Source organism: Paraburkholderia sp. DHOC27 (genome assembly GCF_003429005.1).
In the GTDB taxonomy this organism is placed as follows: domain Bacteria; phylum Pseudomonadota; class Gammaproteobacteria; order Burkholderiales; family Burkholderiaceae; genus Paraburkholderia.
This window is the reverse complement of record NZ_QVQV01000010.1, coordinates 185350-198662: the sequence shown is the minus strand read 5'-3', so window position 1 is coordinate 198662 and position 13313 is coordinate 185350. Positions and strand designations below refer to the sequence as shown.

The following is a 13313-nucleotide window of genomic DNA, read 5'->3' as shown; positions in this document are numbered from 1 at the left end:
TGGATAGTAGCAATCGTAGTGTCCGCCACACTTTGGAAAGTATTTTGGGAGGTGTAACGCCAACGATCGTTGTAAACGTGCCGCCGAATGCGACAAAACGGGGACATGCATACGACAGATGCGCTGGCAAATACATTTCCAGCGGCAAAAAATGCGACAGCGGGCCACCACATAACTTCATCATGTCATTGATTTAAAACGGTTTTTGATTGCTATGCCGCGTGAAATACCAATAAACTCGAATCGTAATTTCGAGATCCGGATAAGCGCGCAGCTTGCGGCCGCCCGGTCAATTGGGGAGTTACCATGAGCGCTCATAACGTCAAGTTTCGGCAATTGCTGATCGCAACAACCTGGTGGCGGTGGCTTGTGGTAGCGGCCGCTTGCTTCGCGTTCGCAGCCATCTTGCAGTTCCATTACCACCGAAATCAGTCGATCTCGGCAACGCTGACTGGAACCAGGCATGGTGACTTCACTGAGCGAGGCTCACGCGAACAGAAACAGTCGCAGTCTGAGAAGGGTTGCTCAAAGAAAAAAGGGAAATCCTGGATGAAATGCATGCGCGCTCTCCAAAGCGCACGCACCGCTCAGCAGGAGACCCCTCCTGAGACGTTGGCCACTCCTGCAAAGGGAAATGACGACTCCCAGTCACCCTACCTTCGCTGGCTCAAAGGGATTGGAGGCTTGGGCGGTATTGCGTCGCTCTACACGGCTGCGACCACGTTTCGAAAGGAGCGTCGTGAGAAGGAAGACCACCTGAAAAAACCTGAGAGATTTGCCCGCGAACAGGAGAAGCATCGCTGGGAACGTCGGCAGGATGAGCGAGAAACGGAAGAGCATGTTCAGAGGCAAAAGACCCATGTGCTTGAACAGGAGAAGCTTGCACTGGAAACCGAAATTCTACGAGTGAAACTGCGAAGTCTTGATAAGGAGTCGATCGGAAGGGATAGCGGGGCTAGCGAAAAGAGCGCCGGCGCGCCGCAGACCGGCACGAGGAAATTCCACATCGTATGAAATCGGTTTGAGACCGACGGTTCTGCGTCAATTTTCGTCGGGCTGATCAATCAAACAGTCTACTGCAGCCGTAGCGTCCCTCGGCGTGTGGCGCGATACCGATCGGCTTCGACGCTACCTTTAAGTTCGAGCGCAGGCGGCCGTTAACCCCATGGGGGAAGAACAACCAGCACCGGCCCGTCGCGAGGTGAGATCGCGACTGGCTGTCATTATCCCCGTCAGCCGACAGATTCCAACGCAACTTCACCATAAACGCCTATACCTTCGCCATCATGAATCCGCAGAACTTCTCAGGATGGGTTGACCGCGCCGACTCGGATATTGTGACCGGCTGGGCTGCTAATGTGACCCAGCCCATCACACCGGTTCAACTCGCGTTCCACGTCAACGGCGAAAAGGTGGTTGCGACTACTTGCGAAAACGTGCGTCCTGATGCGGTCGCCGCAGGATTTCCCGGTGCGCGAGCTTTTTCTGTCAGCCTAAGTCCTTGGCTCCGCGACGGCCCAAACGCGATCGAGGTGCGTGTCGACCCGTCGGGCGCGAGTCTGCCCAATGGCCGGTTGACCATCAACGTCGGGCAGGCCGCGAAGATTGGCAGCTACTGGTCGACCCAGTACAGCAACGCGAGCACGCTGATATCGCGTTGGTGGGATAGCGAGTACATAATCCAGCGCATCAATCGTAACGTCTGCGGCGAGCCGTTACCGGGATTAACCTCAGGTCTGCATAGACTCGCACTGCAACATTTTGCGGACCAGGTTCCGTTCGCACGCGGAGTATCGGTTGGATGCGGTACGGGGGGCAAGGAGCGCAATGTCATTGAGATCGGACTTGTGCAGCATTTCACGCTGTTCGAACTCTCGGCAGTTGCCGTTGAGCAGGGGCGCATGCAGGCCGCCGAGGCCGGACTCTCTGACAAAATGATGTTTCGCATGGAAGACGGCCTTGAGGCTGAAACGCGCGAGGCCGTATACGACTTCGTATACTGGAATAACTCGCTACATCATATGTTCGACGTCAAGGCTGCGCTTGAGTGGAGCTGGCGTGTGCTGCGCAAAGGCGGTGTGCTGCTAATGGACGATTTCGTCGGACCGACGCGCATGCAGTGGTCTGATCAACTGCTCGCGATCAACACTTCGGTGCGCCAGGCGCTGCCCTCGCAATACTTGCGCAATCCGGTTCGCCCTGATCAGATGCTTTCGACCACCGTCGGGCGCCCCTCTACGGCGGCCATTATGTCGGTCGACCCTTCGGAATGCGCAGACTCTGCCAATATCCTGCCCGAGCTGATAAAAATCTTTCCTGAATCGTGGGTAAAGAACACGGGTGGGGGGATTTATCACCTTGGGTTGAACGATGTTCTACACAACATCGTCGCCGCAAAAGACTACGGCTTGCTTGAGAAAATCCTCGAGATCGACGATCAGTGCGCTGATATGGGAGAGACGCATTACGCGGTGGCGATTGCGGTGAAGTGATAGCCCCCGGGCGCTTCATGGTACATGGCGGGTTGACTCAGCTTTCTTCTCCCGACCGACCAGGTCGCACGCAGGAATGTCGACGATGGCCAAGAATTGAACTCTGTCACTGGCCACCAACAGTCAGTTGTCGGATTAAAGCCGATGTACGAATGTCGGCGAGCGTGTTTTGGTGAACGTCTGGAACTGGCCGGACTGCGATCATGGAGACATATTTAATTCGACCCGTCACCGCCTTCGAGGCATAGGCTGCAACGCCCGTTGTCGCCCACAATCCAGGCTGCCCGGCTACCAAGTCGCCACAGCCTTCCCATACGCTCGACCGAAACTCAAACAAGGCGAAGCTCACTGTCCTTGAGCGTTCGTGGCTCGCCGCCATATACCTTCCAGCATCGCGGGCACCCATTGCTCCGCCGGGCATCGACTCCATGTATCCGCAAGGAAAATCATTGACTCGTCGCCGCTTGCCTGCCGGGCCTTTTCCAGTTCCAGCAGCAACAGTGTGCCCGACGAGTATGGGCAACCGCTTATCGTCCCACTCGACGTCGCTTGACGAAGCACCATCCCGGGCGCGTAAAGGCAGCGGCGTCCTGCCATCTCTGGTGTAAGGGTCTGACGCAACGCGACATCGAGATAAAGCGCGCGCATTTGATGCAGTCCCTTTACGACGTTGTGGATGGCAACACTGACCGCGTGAACCCCCGCGAGGTCGCCGCCAACCATCTTCGCGAGCATTGCCTTGGCTCGGGTCACCTTGCCGGAGATGCGCCACGCGAGATTGCGCCATGTATTGCCCGGTGCAAGTGACGCGGCAATCACTTGCGCCGCACCCCATGTGACCTCGTCAGCTGTGAACGTGGCGCTAAACGTGCGGCCGATGACCTGCTGCACGAGCGGTCCAACAGCAGTCTCGCTATGCGCATCTCGAACCCACCTTGCCAACGGCTCCAGATCCGAGGGACCCGTACTGATCGCCGGTGCAGCGGCGTTGAGCCTTTGCCATAACGCATCTTGTCGATCCGCACGTCCAGTTGCATCTTTTGCGCTCATCGTTGGAAATCGACGACCGTTGAAGGACAACACGCGAAGTATCCGGCTAACCAGCAGACTGTTGAGTAACGGCCTGCGCGGTCCAAAGGCGCGGTCAATCGCACCATCATGTGCGATACGAAGGATGTCAGCAGGCTGATCAACCTTGATGACATCGACGAGACCCGGAATATGTTTGTGTTCCACAACTGCGACCCTCGTAAAGAAAGTTGTTCGTTCGACTCGCGTGTTGCGGTGAGCCTGAAACATTTACCATTGCTCGCCTAGGTGACGCGAGGACAAGCTCGACCTACGCTCGCTCAAGTTCCCCGCGCCGTTGAACGCGAGCCTTAATCATCTCTTCCAGGCTCATAAAAATCTGTCAGCTACCCGACATGTACGTTGTCATTTGCCCACGACGAATCGAAATGTCGGTGTTCGCCTTCGCCGGCACGAACACTTACGCGAGAAACGCAGCGCGCGCTGCCCAATTGACCAGATCGGCTCCAAGCCGCCTTGCCGGCGTCCGTCTTGGGCGTATGCTTCTGTTGAGAATCCGAAGCTGTATTACCGGCGCCCTTGTCACTTTCTGCTGAACGCGTGTCATAGCGCTCGACGTTTGCGCAGCCAAGGGCGACACGACAACTTTCCTGCTCACTCCACTGACGAGGCTTTCATGCCGGCAAACCGCGGATCCAAAGGAAAATCGAAGTCCCGAGTTAAAAAAACGAAGGAATCTGAACGCGAGAAAATGGTGGCCGCAGAATCAACGCGTGTCACCCGAAAATCTTCCGCCCGTAAAAGGCTTGCGAGTCAGGCGGCCTGGCTTGCCACCGCCGCGCCCCCCCAACCTCGCATGCTGGACATGCCTGTGTTTTCCCAGCCTCAGCCTACGGCCGATCCAACTGTATTTCGCGTGCATCATCCTTCGGATGATGCCGCATACAAAGAGATCGACAAGCTGAATGCCGAGCACAAGCTATTCCCTTTACCGTTTCCCCCACCACGCGGCGGCGTCGAGCCGCAGCTTGCCTTCGGCGATGTTCTGGGTGGAAACACTGCATCCATCGACAGGATCACCGCATCTGGACAGATCGTCTTCCATGCGCTGGGTGACTGCGGCAGCACAAAAGGTCCCGCCACCCAGAATGAAGTCGCCGACAAGCTGACCGCTGACTGCAACGAGACAACCGCCGCCGAAGTGCCGCAGTTTGCGCTCCTGCTCGGTGATGTGGTCTATAACTTCGGTGAAGGCAAGTACTACTACGACCAGTTCTACGAGCCTTATCGCAACTATCCCGCACCCATTCTCGCCTGTGCGGGTAACCACGACGGCATGGTTTCGCCAGAAGCGCATGCCGCGAGCCTGGTTGCGTACCTGCGCAACTTCTGCGCGGATACATTCGCCGTCACACCCGAGGCCGGTGGTTTATCGCGTACCGCGCAAATCCAGCCCGGAGTGTTCTTCACATTCGACGCACCGTTCGTACGCATCCTTGTGTTCTATAGCAATACGCTTGAAGATCCCGGTGTAATTTCCGATCCGCATATCGGTCGCACTCAACTCGACTTTCTTGACGCCGCACTCAAGCGCATCAAGGCCGAGAAATTTGCGGGCGCGCTTCTGTTCGCGGATCATCATCCGCCCTATTGCGCGGGCGGCCATGGTTCGAGCGTCGCAATGCTGGCGCAGATCGACGCAGTGTGCCAGGCCAACGGCGTCTGGCCTCATGCCTTTCTTTCCGGGCATGCTCACAACTATCAGCGGTTCACGCGAACGCGCACCGCCGACGGCACTCAGATCCCGTATATTGTGTGCGGCAACGGTGGCCACGGTCTGGTCAAACTCGCCGCACAGGGGGCACCCACGATTCGCGCACCGCAGGTCCTGCAGGCAGCCTCCGCGACTGCGGACCAGGTGGTTCTCGAAAACTACGACGACAGCAATTACGGCTACCTCCGTGTCGTCGTGACTGCGACGCAGTTGCGTATTGAATATCACTCGGCGTCGGATGGCCTCAACACGAAAGCGCCAAATGATTACGTGACGATAAGTCTGGCGGATCGCAAGGTGGCTCACTTTGTTGCCTCGGATCTGGGACATCCGAAGGCAATCCAGGCAATACGCGCATTGATGAACAGTCAGTCCTGATGCGCGTGCCTCCTCGTGCGGTCAGATTTTCCAAAGTTCGATCAGAGCCGCGTCCCTCCGGTGCACCGAAGGGTGAGCGGAGTTTCGCAATCATTGTCGCTGCGACGCGACAACTTGTTGCATAACTTTGATACGGGTCTATACTGATTCCGTCTCCTCCATGTCTCCAGGATATGGATTCAGCCCGCCCTCGCGCGGGCTTTTTCTTTGCCCCTCGGGATGTCACGGTTCGCGCGTCGGAGTGATATAGTCGGGCGTTCTTCCGGCACCACGCTTGACCGCCATGTCCTGCGAAGCGTGCGAAAAAATGCAACTGGCCGACAAAATCACGCCTCATGAAGATCTGCTGGCCGTTCAGTCTCGGGCCCGTCTACGTCCGCTTGGTCGCCAGCCATGGTACTGCAACCGTATCGCTGCGGCCTGTGCGGTACGAACTGGCTGCTCGAACTCGAGCTACTGCAGCCTTCTCATCGCGAATGGATCTGCCTGTACCAGGCATCCAGCATCCTTGCCCCCGTTTCCGCAAACCATCAGCGAACCCGCTCTTCGGAGGTCGCCGCCGAGGACGGTCAGACAATGCAGGAAATACCCTCGGGACTGTTCAGCCAAAGTTTCAGCCAGGTGGATTCGATCGCCTGTCACTTGCTGCGAGCGATCGCTGTCGACCTCGGGTCAGCCTGACGTTCGATTGTGGTGCGTGAAGCACTTCCAGAATATAGCCGTGATCCACCGCCGCAACTGGTCGCTGGGAAACAGCCGCGAAGAGAAGCTGTCAGCGTATCTGTGCGCTTCGGGCGAGCTTGTAAGTACCACGAGAGGTAGCATGCGAGTCTTCAATATTCGAATCTTCTAGTGACTTCTTCCCGCGCGGCATGACTTACGAAGACGCACCGGGTCGTTCCGGGAGCCCATAATTGAATTCAATTTGTGTAAAGCGCTGCGCCCTTGTAATGTGATTGCGCACGTGCCTGTCTAACTCCGCAGAACACCAGGAGAGCAAATATGGCCAGACCCAGTAGCGACGAGGAAGCCGTGAAAGCCATTGCGGCGGACACCAAAATGCCTCTGGAAACAGTGTCCAGGATGTATGCGGAGACTTGGGCCGAATACAGTGAAGGCGCGCGAATAACTGACTATATGCCCGTGCTGGTTGCGAAACGGGTGCGCTCCGCATTAAAACAAGCTGCGAGAGACACCGCACATTGACTATCCATACCGCATAACGCCACAATCTTGCGCTTTTCGAAGGCAGAGATAGCTCGCGCCTTGTCACCTGAGCGGTCGGTTGTACGTTGACGCTTGCCGCGTGTTTCTGTACGGTGCGTGGACCAATAAACCACCTGGCAGGACTGATGGAAGTAGATTATGAGTTTGCAAAGCAGCTTTCCGTTGAAATAAACGGTCGACAGCACGGTGGTCAGTATCGTGTGTTGGGTGCCACAGTGATCGTTTATTACGAGAGCGAAATTAAATTCGCAGACTTCGGAGTGAACCGACCGGAATTGGTCGCAAAGTGGCTTCTCACTGATCTCGTTCGCCGTGGCGAAATGCGCAAACGAAACGGAAAAAACCGTGACCGGTTTCCGGAGCGACGGGTGAAATGGTGGTTGCGGAGGGACGCAACCGCTTAGACAATTCTTCCGGAGCCTGAAAATATGGCGCTCAAGGAGCTACGCACGTATCGCACTCCGACGCAATTGCGGAGTTCGTTTGAATCGATTGCTACCGGACGCGCTCCGCACGCGGTGATTCTTGAGGATTTCGAACGGCTATGGGATGAGGTCAACTGGGCGGCGATGTTGCTCTCGAACAGTTGTGAGCTCGCCGAATATGTGATTCTCTTAAAGGACATGCATGCTTGGCACGCGGATTTGGTGCGGATCAGTCGATACACTGCCGTAGAGAGCCGCGAGGTTTTGAAGGCTTTTCACCCGGGAACGAGTCCTACAACGGCAAGAGAAGACCGCAATCGAACCTGATGACGGAGCTGCAGATGTCGATTGCAGCCCAGCGCACGCACAACCAAAAATCGTCGCATGCCTGGTCATTTCGCAACTCGGCATTCCGTTCAGATGAGCGCAGTCGAGCAACGCGCGGCGACTGCTTCTGGCACGTTACGGAAACTGATAGCGAGTCGATTGAAAGCGTTCATCAACCCGATTCCAATCGTTAGGTCCGCAAGTTCCTTTTCGTTGAGAACCGCGCTTGCGACCCGGAAATCCTCGTCGGGAACGCCCGTCTGTGCAACACGTGTTACAGACTCAGCCCAGGCTAAAGCCGCGCGTTCTCTTTCACTGAAGAGACTTTCCGCTTCGTGCCACACCTGTACCAGCACGATTTTTTCGACCTCGACTCCCTTTTTACGCAGATCGCGGGTGTGCATATCCATGCAAAAAGCGCATCCGTTGATCTGGCTCACGCGCAGATAGACAAGCTCAACCAGGGTGGCTTCAAGGCCGCATTGCGACACGTAGCCATACACTCCGCCCAATGCTTTATAACCCGCTGGGGATATCGCTGCGTAGTCGAGACGTGCACTCATTCCACACTCCTATTTGTCGTTGGTCGTAAGTTCTTTGTCGTCGCTGTCGACTACAAAAACAGCCAGCAGCTTCGCCGGTTGAGTCGTGCTGGCATTGCGGCTGACCAGATGATGTGCGCCGGGCATCTCGTAAAAAGACTCCCCCGGGCCGTAAGTTTGCTCTGGCCGGCCTTCCACATGACTCACCACCCGTCCCGATACAACGTAGGCGTAAATGAAAGCCGAGTGAGCATGACGATGCGGCAGCGACACGCCGCCAGGTGGATAAAAAACCTCAACCGCGATGAGTGATTTATCCGGAACTTTCGGAATAACATGCGAAAAATTTGGCTTGACGGAGTCGCCAACGGACTCGCCGGCCGCCGACGCTGCCACGACAACGAAACCAACAGCCACGGACAGCGACAGCCACATATGCCTGGTGTTCACTTAAACCTCCTTGATTGCGTGCGACTATTCTGTTTCAATCGAAGGTCATTAAAAAGAACCAAATTCACAAAATTGTGATGTACCACGACCCGACATGTCCCAATCACTGAACCTGAAGCTCGATCGCGCATCAAGGTCTTCGCTTTCGGAGCAGATCCGACTCGGGATAACCGCTGCGATACGCAGCGGCGTGCTTGTGCCGGCGCGCGATTGCCCTCCTGGCTTGATCTAGCCGCCCAACTCGGTGTATCCAGGGGTACGGTGAAAGCAGCGTACGAGCGATTAACAGACGCTCAGCTAGTGATCCCGTCCCGTTCGGGTGGCACGAGGGTCGCGCAACACCAAATGCGCTCAGAGTCTCCGATTGGGTTCGCGCAAGATCCGCTACCCGAGCCGCACCAGGCTTTTTTCCCCTCTGGACACTTGATTTTCCAGAACGGGATTCCCGCCTCTGAGTGTTTTCCAACCGCGGTCTTTTCGCGCTTGTGGTCTCGCGCTGCCCGTTCCAAATTGACTGTGCCTCACGTCTATCCTGACCCCCGGGGCGAGCCATCGCTGAAGCAAGAGATTGCAGCTCATCTCGCTTTGGCTCGAGGCGTCAAATGCGATCCGTCACAAATCTTCATCACTGCAGGTTTCTCCGGGGGACTGGGCGTCGCTCTAGGGGTGCTAGGAATGGCGGGAAGGCGGGCGTGGGTTGAAAATCCAGGTTTCCCGTCAAGTCGCAAGGCACTTCAGCTCGCGCAACTGGAGCCAGTGCCGGTTCCAGTTGATGACGAGGGAATGGATGTTTCACGCGCCGTCGAAATGGCGCCAGACGCAGCACTGGCACTGGTAACGCCCGGGCAACAGGCACCGACGGGCGCAGTGCTTTCGCTTGCCCGACGCGTGCAATTGATCGAGTGGGCAGCGGGTGCAAACGCCTGGATAATTGAAGATGACTATCTCGGTGACCTGCAATTGAGGAGGCGAGCTGCGCCTGCTCTGGCATCGCTTGACAGCGGCAGCCGTGTTATTCACATCGGTTCGTTTAGCAAAACAATCAGCCCATCACTTCGCATCGGCTTTATCGTAGCGCCGCGGGCGCTGGCTGATCGGTTTGCCGAGACCATCGCGTGCCTCGCGCCCGCGCCCGACGCTGTCGTGCAACTCGCGGTCGCGGATTTCATGCGCGAAGGTCACTACATGCGACATCTTCGACAGATGAAGCGCATCTATGCAGCCCGTAGCAACGCGATCTATTCGATTCTGCAATCAAAGAAATGCGTCGTCCAATCCGCAGGACTAGCGATTTTGCTGAGACTGCCGGATGGTTTGTCGGATGTAGAAATTGCGAAGGAGGCGCGCATGCTCGACCTGGCGCCCGCTCCGCTTTCGCCATGGTTCGTGCCCTCGTCCGGGAACGCATTCAACGGGCTGCTCCTCGGCGTCGCAACCGCGGTCGACGATCAGATTTCGGGCGCCTGCGACCGGCTCTACGAGGTCATCCAAACCCGATCCAGCCAGAAGATGCCAGCACGTTAGAACGGACACCGGCATGCTCCGTCAGCCGTGCCCGGGCGGCGCGGTCTAAGCGAGATCACGCACTCGATTATTAATTGACATACCTACAGGTCAAATTGTAGTACCAGCAAGGATGCATGCGCAATCCGTGCAGCTTCCACAATCGATACGTCCAGAACCGCGGAGAATTTGTAATGCCATTCGTGACCTTCACCGTCCGACGGGGACTCGAGCGTGCCGACAAGTTGCAGTTGTCGGCGGCGATGATAGGAGCCCAAGTGGCCGCTGGTTTTCAGCGAGAGGATCTGTTTCATCGTTTTATCGACGTCGACCCTGAAGATCTTCTGGCAGATCCCCGCTACCCCAACTACACCGCTGACAGAACCGACCGGTTCCTGGTCGTCGAGGTCGTCATTTCGAAAGGGAGGCCGAAAGGCACTGCCGACCTTATCGCTGATGAAGCAATCAGGCAATTCGGCGAGCGCCTGCAGCTAGCGCCTCGGGACGTCTTGTTTGTCTTCCATGAAGTGGACCCGGAACTCCCTCGCTTCCCTGCTGAAACGCTCATTCCGAAGGCGACGGCCGATGCCTAAGCCATCGAAACGCGACCCGCTCGTAGAAGCGACGAAAGCACTGCTCTGGGAAGTCGGCTACGAGGCCATGTCGCCTCGTGACATTCAGGCTCGAAGCGCCGCCAGGCCGGGTAGCCTCTATCACCACTTCCCGTCGAAGCTTGCGATTGCGGAGACGGCGCTGGCAGAGGCGGCCGAGGAAGAAATCGGACGTCTCGATGAAATTTTTGCGGCCGATATCCCACCGCTGGAAGCTCTCCGCCACTACCTCCTTGTCGAGAGAGAGGCGTTCCGCGGTTGCCGGCTTGGCCGGCTTGTTCACGAGGCCTCAATAGAACATGAAGCACTTCGCAGACCGATAGCCGCGTACTTTGACGCTGTGCGCAATCATATTGCGCGATCCCTTGCGCAAGCCCAATCGGAAGGAGCATTCAGAGCAGGCCCAGATCCCGAGACGCTGGCTGTTTCGCTTACGGCTCTCATTCAGGGAGGGTATGTCCTCGCGCGGACATTCCACGACGAAGCACTCATGCGCCGGGCCGCCGATGGAATCCTGGCTCTGCTTCCCGAACTGTCTCCATCGAAATGAATCGGTGAGCTGAACATCGCTGTAGCGTCTTTTAATACATCGTCCATGAACCGCCCCTCAAAGCGCCCTCCGCCGCCTGGTGGGCGAACGAGCCAATGCTTTCCACGGCGCTAATTCCTGTTATCAGGGGTGAGATGCATTCCGATTGCGCGTCCTTGCTCTTGGCTGCCTAGGGGGCATGAGACTGGCGCCTTGTGCCTCATCTCGAATCGCCTGGAAGCGTCAGGGGTCTCCGCCTAGAGCGACAAACTCTACCTTCACAGCACCCATGTCGCGATTTCGCGCGCGCGCCAGTATGTCGCTTACAGCCAAACGATATACGGTCGCATCCTGTCACGTTCGGCGGCACGAATCGACCGGAATCGGCCGTTCAGACCATTGTTGCCTCAACGACCGTTACTGGAGTTCACCGGCCGCTCGCGCCGCCGAATCGGCGACCAGGTCCTCCTTCGCATGCTAACGATGCTGGCGTCCAGCAACCGAACGGCAGCTTCTGGCATCAGCGAATTCACTCAGCATCGGTCATCACCGACCTCTTGAGACGGTCGGTTACGCGGCGAACCGATTTTTCGCGTTTCCGGTTCGTCAGGTATGTCATCTTGAAGTTTGTTCAACACCTGTCTGCACGAGCTGTCGGCGCCCCGAGCTCACGGATATTCGCGTTTGGTAACGTTTCTTCCTTGTACGGATATCGCGCTGAGTGCCGCTTTTTCTCAATTGCCTGCTGGCGTTGCTGACGAGCGGATCAGCCCTGCGCAAAACGAGGCAGGTAGATGGTCACCGCCGCGCCTTGGCCCGGCTCGCTCTGAATGAACGCCTGCCCCCCGTTCTGTTGGGCAAAACGCTGCACCACAGATAGGCCTAGGCCCAGTCCGTTCGGCTTAGTTGTAAAAAAAGTTTCGAAGGCGCGATCCTTAATTTCCGCAGGCATTCCAGCGCCCGAGTCCTTTACCACAATCATGACGTAGGGTCCCAGTGGCAGTCTGCTCGGCGGTCCGGACGTCGCTGCGCTCACTTCGATATTGTCGCTCTGGATTTTTATCGTACCGCCTCCAGCCATAGCCTCACTGGCGTTCAAAAGCAGATTCAAAACGGCAGTCTCCGCTTGCACTCGATCGCAATAGATTTCCCAAAGATCGGGAGCGAGCGTTAAATCCACCTTTATTTTCGGTGGAAGCCCAATGAGCAGCATTTCCTGCGCCGCCACGAGCATCTGGTTGACCGCTAACACCTGCGGGTTAGGCGATTGAGGACGCAGCAATTGGCGCACTTGATGGTTGAGAGTCGCCGCGCGCTGGGATGCACTGAGCGCGTTCGTGATGAAGCGTTCGGTCTCAGGGCCGCGATTGGACGAAACCAGGCGACGGATCAGTTCCAGAGACGCGACAACACTTTGCAGTTGATTGTTAAAGTCGTGGGAAATTTCATTAGCCAACTGCGACATGGTCGCTGTGCGGTCAAGTTGAAATAACGCCTCTTCAAATTTCTCCAATGCGGCGTTTGCGCGCCTTTCAGCGCTAATGTCGCGACCGATAAAGAAGACTGACATGTCGACTTTGGCGACACGCCATGACACCCAAGCTGGCTCGCCGCTTTTGTGCATGCATCTATTGATAAAAGCAAGCGCTTTGCCGCCTTTGTCGATGGCTGCCAGCGCGGCCAATGTGAGTCCACGATCGTCAGGATGAACCAGGTCCAGAAAGTTTTTTTCGCGGAATTCGGTTTGCGACCAGCCGAGGACATGCCCGCACCCGGAATTAACATCCGAAATTACGTGGGTTAGGTCCGCCTCAATCAGCATTTCTCGAGAAAGGCAAGCGACGCTCTCAGGCAAGTTCATCAAGATAATCTGTCCCTATTTAAATTTCTCTTATACGCATGAGGCTGATTATCAATTTGATCCTGCAGGCTCTGCCAGAGCATATCAAACCGCGATATGGCCCGAGTGCTTCAGTATTCCGCATCTGCGAAGGTGACTGCCTATGGTCACTGGAGGCCGAATCGG

Annotated in this window: 14 protein-coding genes and 1 pseudogene; 11 read left to right on the top strand and 4 right to left on the bottom strand. The window is 56.6% G+C overall.

Annotation, left to right across the window (positions count from 1 at the left end):
* Positions 1–306: 306 nt before the first annotated feature.
* Together D0B32_RS28380 and D0B32_RS28375 are read left to right on the top strand one after the other, a co-directional pair.
* Positions 307–1014 carry a hypothetical protein gene (locus D0B32_RS28380; RefSeq protein WP_117337643.1) on the top strand — a complete coding sequence of 236 codons (708 nt, stop codon included), beginning with the start codon at positions 307–309 and terminating at the stop codon, positions 1012–1014.
* Positions 1015–1286: 272 nt separating this feature from the next.
* Positions 1287–2492: a class I SAM-dependent methyltransferase gene (locus tag D0B32_RS28375; RefSeq protein WP_117337642.1), complete on the top strand. Its 1206-nt coding sequence runs from the start codon at positions 1287–1289 to the stop codon at positions 2490–2492.
* Positions 2493–2837: 345 nt separating this feature from the next.
* On the opposite strand, the gene D0B32_RS28370 is transcribed toward D0B32_RS28375, so the two are convergent.
* Positions 2838–3728 (bottom strand): hypothetical protein, encoded by an 891-nt coding sequence (locus tag D0B32_RS28370; RefSeq protein ID WP_117337677.1) that lies wholly within the window; start codon positions 3726–3728, stop codon positions 2838–2840.
* Positions 3729–4197: 469 nt separating this feature from the next.
* Between D0B32_RS28370 and D0B32_RS28365 the strand changes: the two genes are divergently transcribed.
* The 5 genes from D0B32_RS28365 to D0B32_RS28345 all read left to right on the top strand — a co-directional run bounded on the left by D0B32_RS28365 (position 4198) and on the right by D0B32_RS28345 (position 7652).
* Positions 4198–5673 (top strand): metallophosphoesterase, encoded by a 1476-nt coding sequence (locus D0B32_RS28365; RefSeq protein ID WP_259295194.1) that lies wholly within the window; start codon positions 4198–4200, stop codon positions 5671–5673.
* A gap of 393 nt (positions 5674–6066) precedes the next feature.
* Entirely contained in the window at positions 6067–6354 is a 288-nt protein-coding gene (locus D0B32_RS28360; RefSeq protein WP_117337640.1) for a hypothetical protein, read from the top strand.
* Between the two features lie 321 nt (positions 6355–6675).
* Positions 6676–6879, top strand: coding sequence for a DUF3562 domain-containing protein (locus tag D0B32_RS28355; protein WP_117337639.1), 204 nt, complete (start codon positions 6676–6678; stop codon positions 6877–6879).
* A 146-nt stretch (positions 6880–7025) separates the two neighbouring features.
* Positions 7026–7304, top strand: a complete 279-nt coding sequence (locus tag D0B32_RS28350) for a hypothetical protein (protein WP_259295193.1) — start codon at positions 7026–7028, stop codon at positions 7302–7304.
* A 24-nt stretch (positions 7305–7328) separates the two neighbouring features.
* Complete coding sequence (locus tag D0B32_RS28345) at positions 7329–7652, top strand: hypothetical protein (protein ID WP_117337638.1); 324 nt, start codon at positions 7329–7331, stop codon at positions 7650–7652.
* Between the two features lie 89 nt (positions 7653–7741).
* On the opposite strand, the gene D0B32_RS28340 is transcribed toward D0B32_RS28345, so the two are convergent.
* Positions 7742–8215, bottom strand: coding sequence for a carboxymuconolactone decarboxylase family protein (locus D0B32_RS28340; protein ID WP_117337637.1), 474 nt, complete (start codon positions 8213–8215; stop codon positions 7742–7744).
* A gap of 9 nt (positions 8216–8224) precedes the next feature.
* Complete coding sequence (locus tag D0B32_RS28335) at positions 8225–8629, bottom strand: cupin domain-containing protein (protein ID WP_117337636.1); 405 nt, start codon at positions 8627–8629, stop codon at positions 8225–8227.
* Positions 8630–8854: 225 nt separating this feature from the next.
* Between D0B32_RS28335 and D0B32_RS33135 the strand changes: the two are divergent.
* The 4 genes and pseudogenes from D0B32_RS33135 to D0B32_RS28320 all read left to right on the top strand — a co-directional run.
* Positions 8855–8917: pseudogene (locus D0B32_RS33135) on the top strand (hypothetical protein); the annotation flags it as partial.
* Positions 8918–9160: 243 nt separating this feature from the next.
* Positions 9161–10168 (top strand): PLP-dependent aminotransferase family protein, encoded by a 1008-nt coding sequence (locus tag D0B32_RS28330; protein ID WP_310591214.1) that lies wholly within the window; start codon positions 9161–9163, stop codon positions 10166–10168.
* A 173-nt stretch (positions 10169–10341) separates the two neighbouring features.
* Positions 10342–10740 carry a tautomerase family protein gene (locus tag D0B32_RS28325; RefSeq protein ID WP_181969937.1) on the top strand — a complete coding sequence of 133 codons (399 nt, stop codon included), beginning with the start codon at positions 10342–10344 and terminating at the stop codon, positions 10738–10740.
* Positions 10733–11308 carry a TetR/AcrR family transcriptional regulator gene (locus D0B32_RS28320; protein ID WP_181969936.1) on the top strand — a complete coding sequence of 192 codons (576 nt, stop codon included), beginning with the start codon at positions 10733–10735 and terminating at the stop codon, positions 11306–11308. The genes D0B32_RS28325 and D0B32_RS28320 overlap by 8 nt, the downstream gene beginning before the upstream one ends.
* A gap of 745 nt (positions 11309–12053) precedes the next feature.
* Here D0B32_RS28320 and D0B32_RS28315 read toward each other — a convergent pair.
* Positions 12054–13148 carry a nitrogen regulation protein NR(II) gene (locus D0B32_RS28315; RefSeq protein WP_117337633.1) on the bottom strand — a complete coding sequence of 365 codons (1095 nt, stop codon included), beginning with the start codon at positions 13146–13148 and terminating at the stop codon, positions 12054–12056.
* Between the last annotated feature and the right edge of the window lie 165 nt (positions 13149–13313).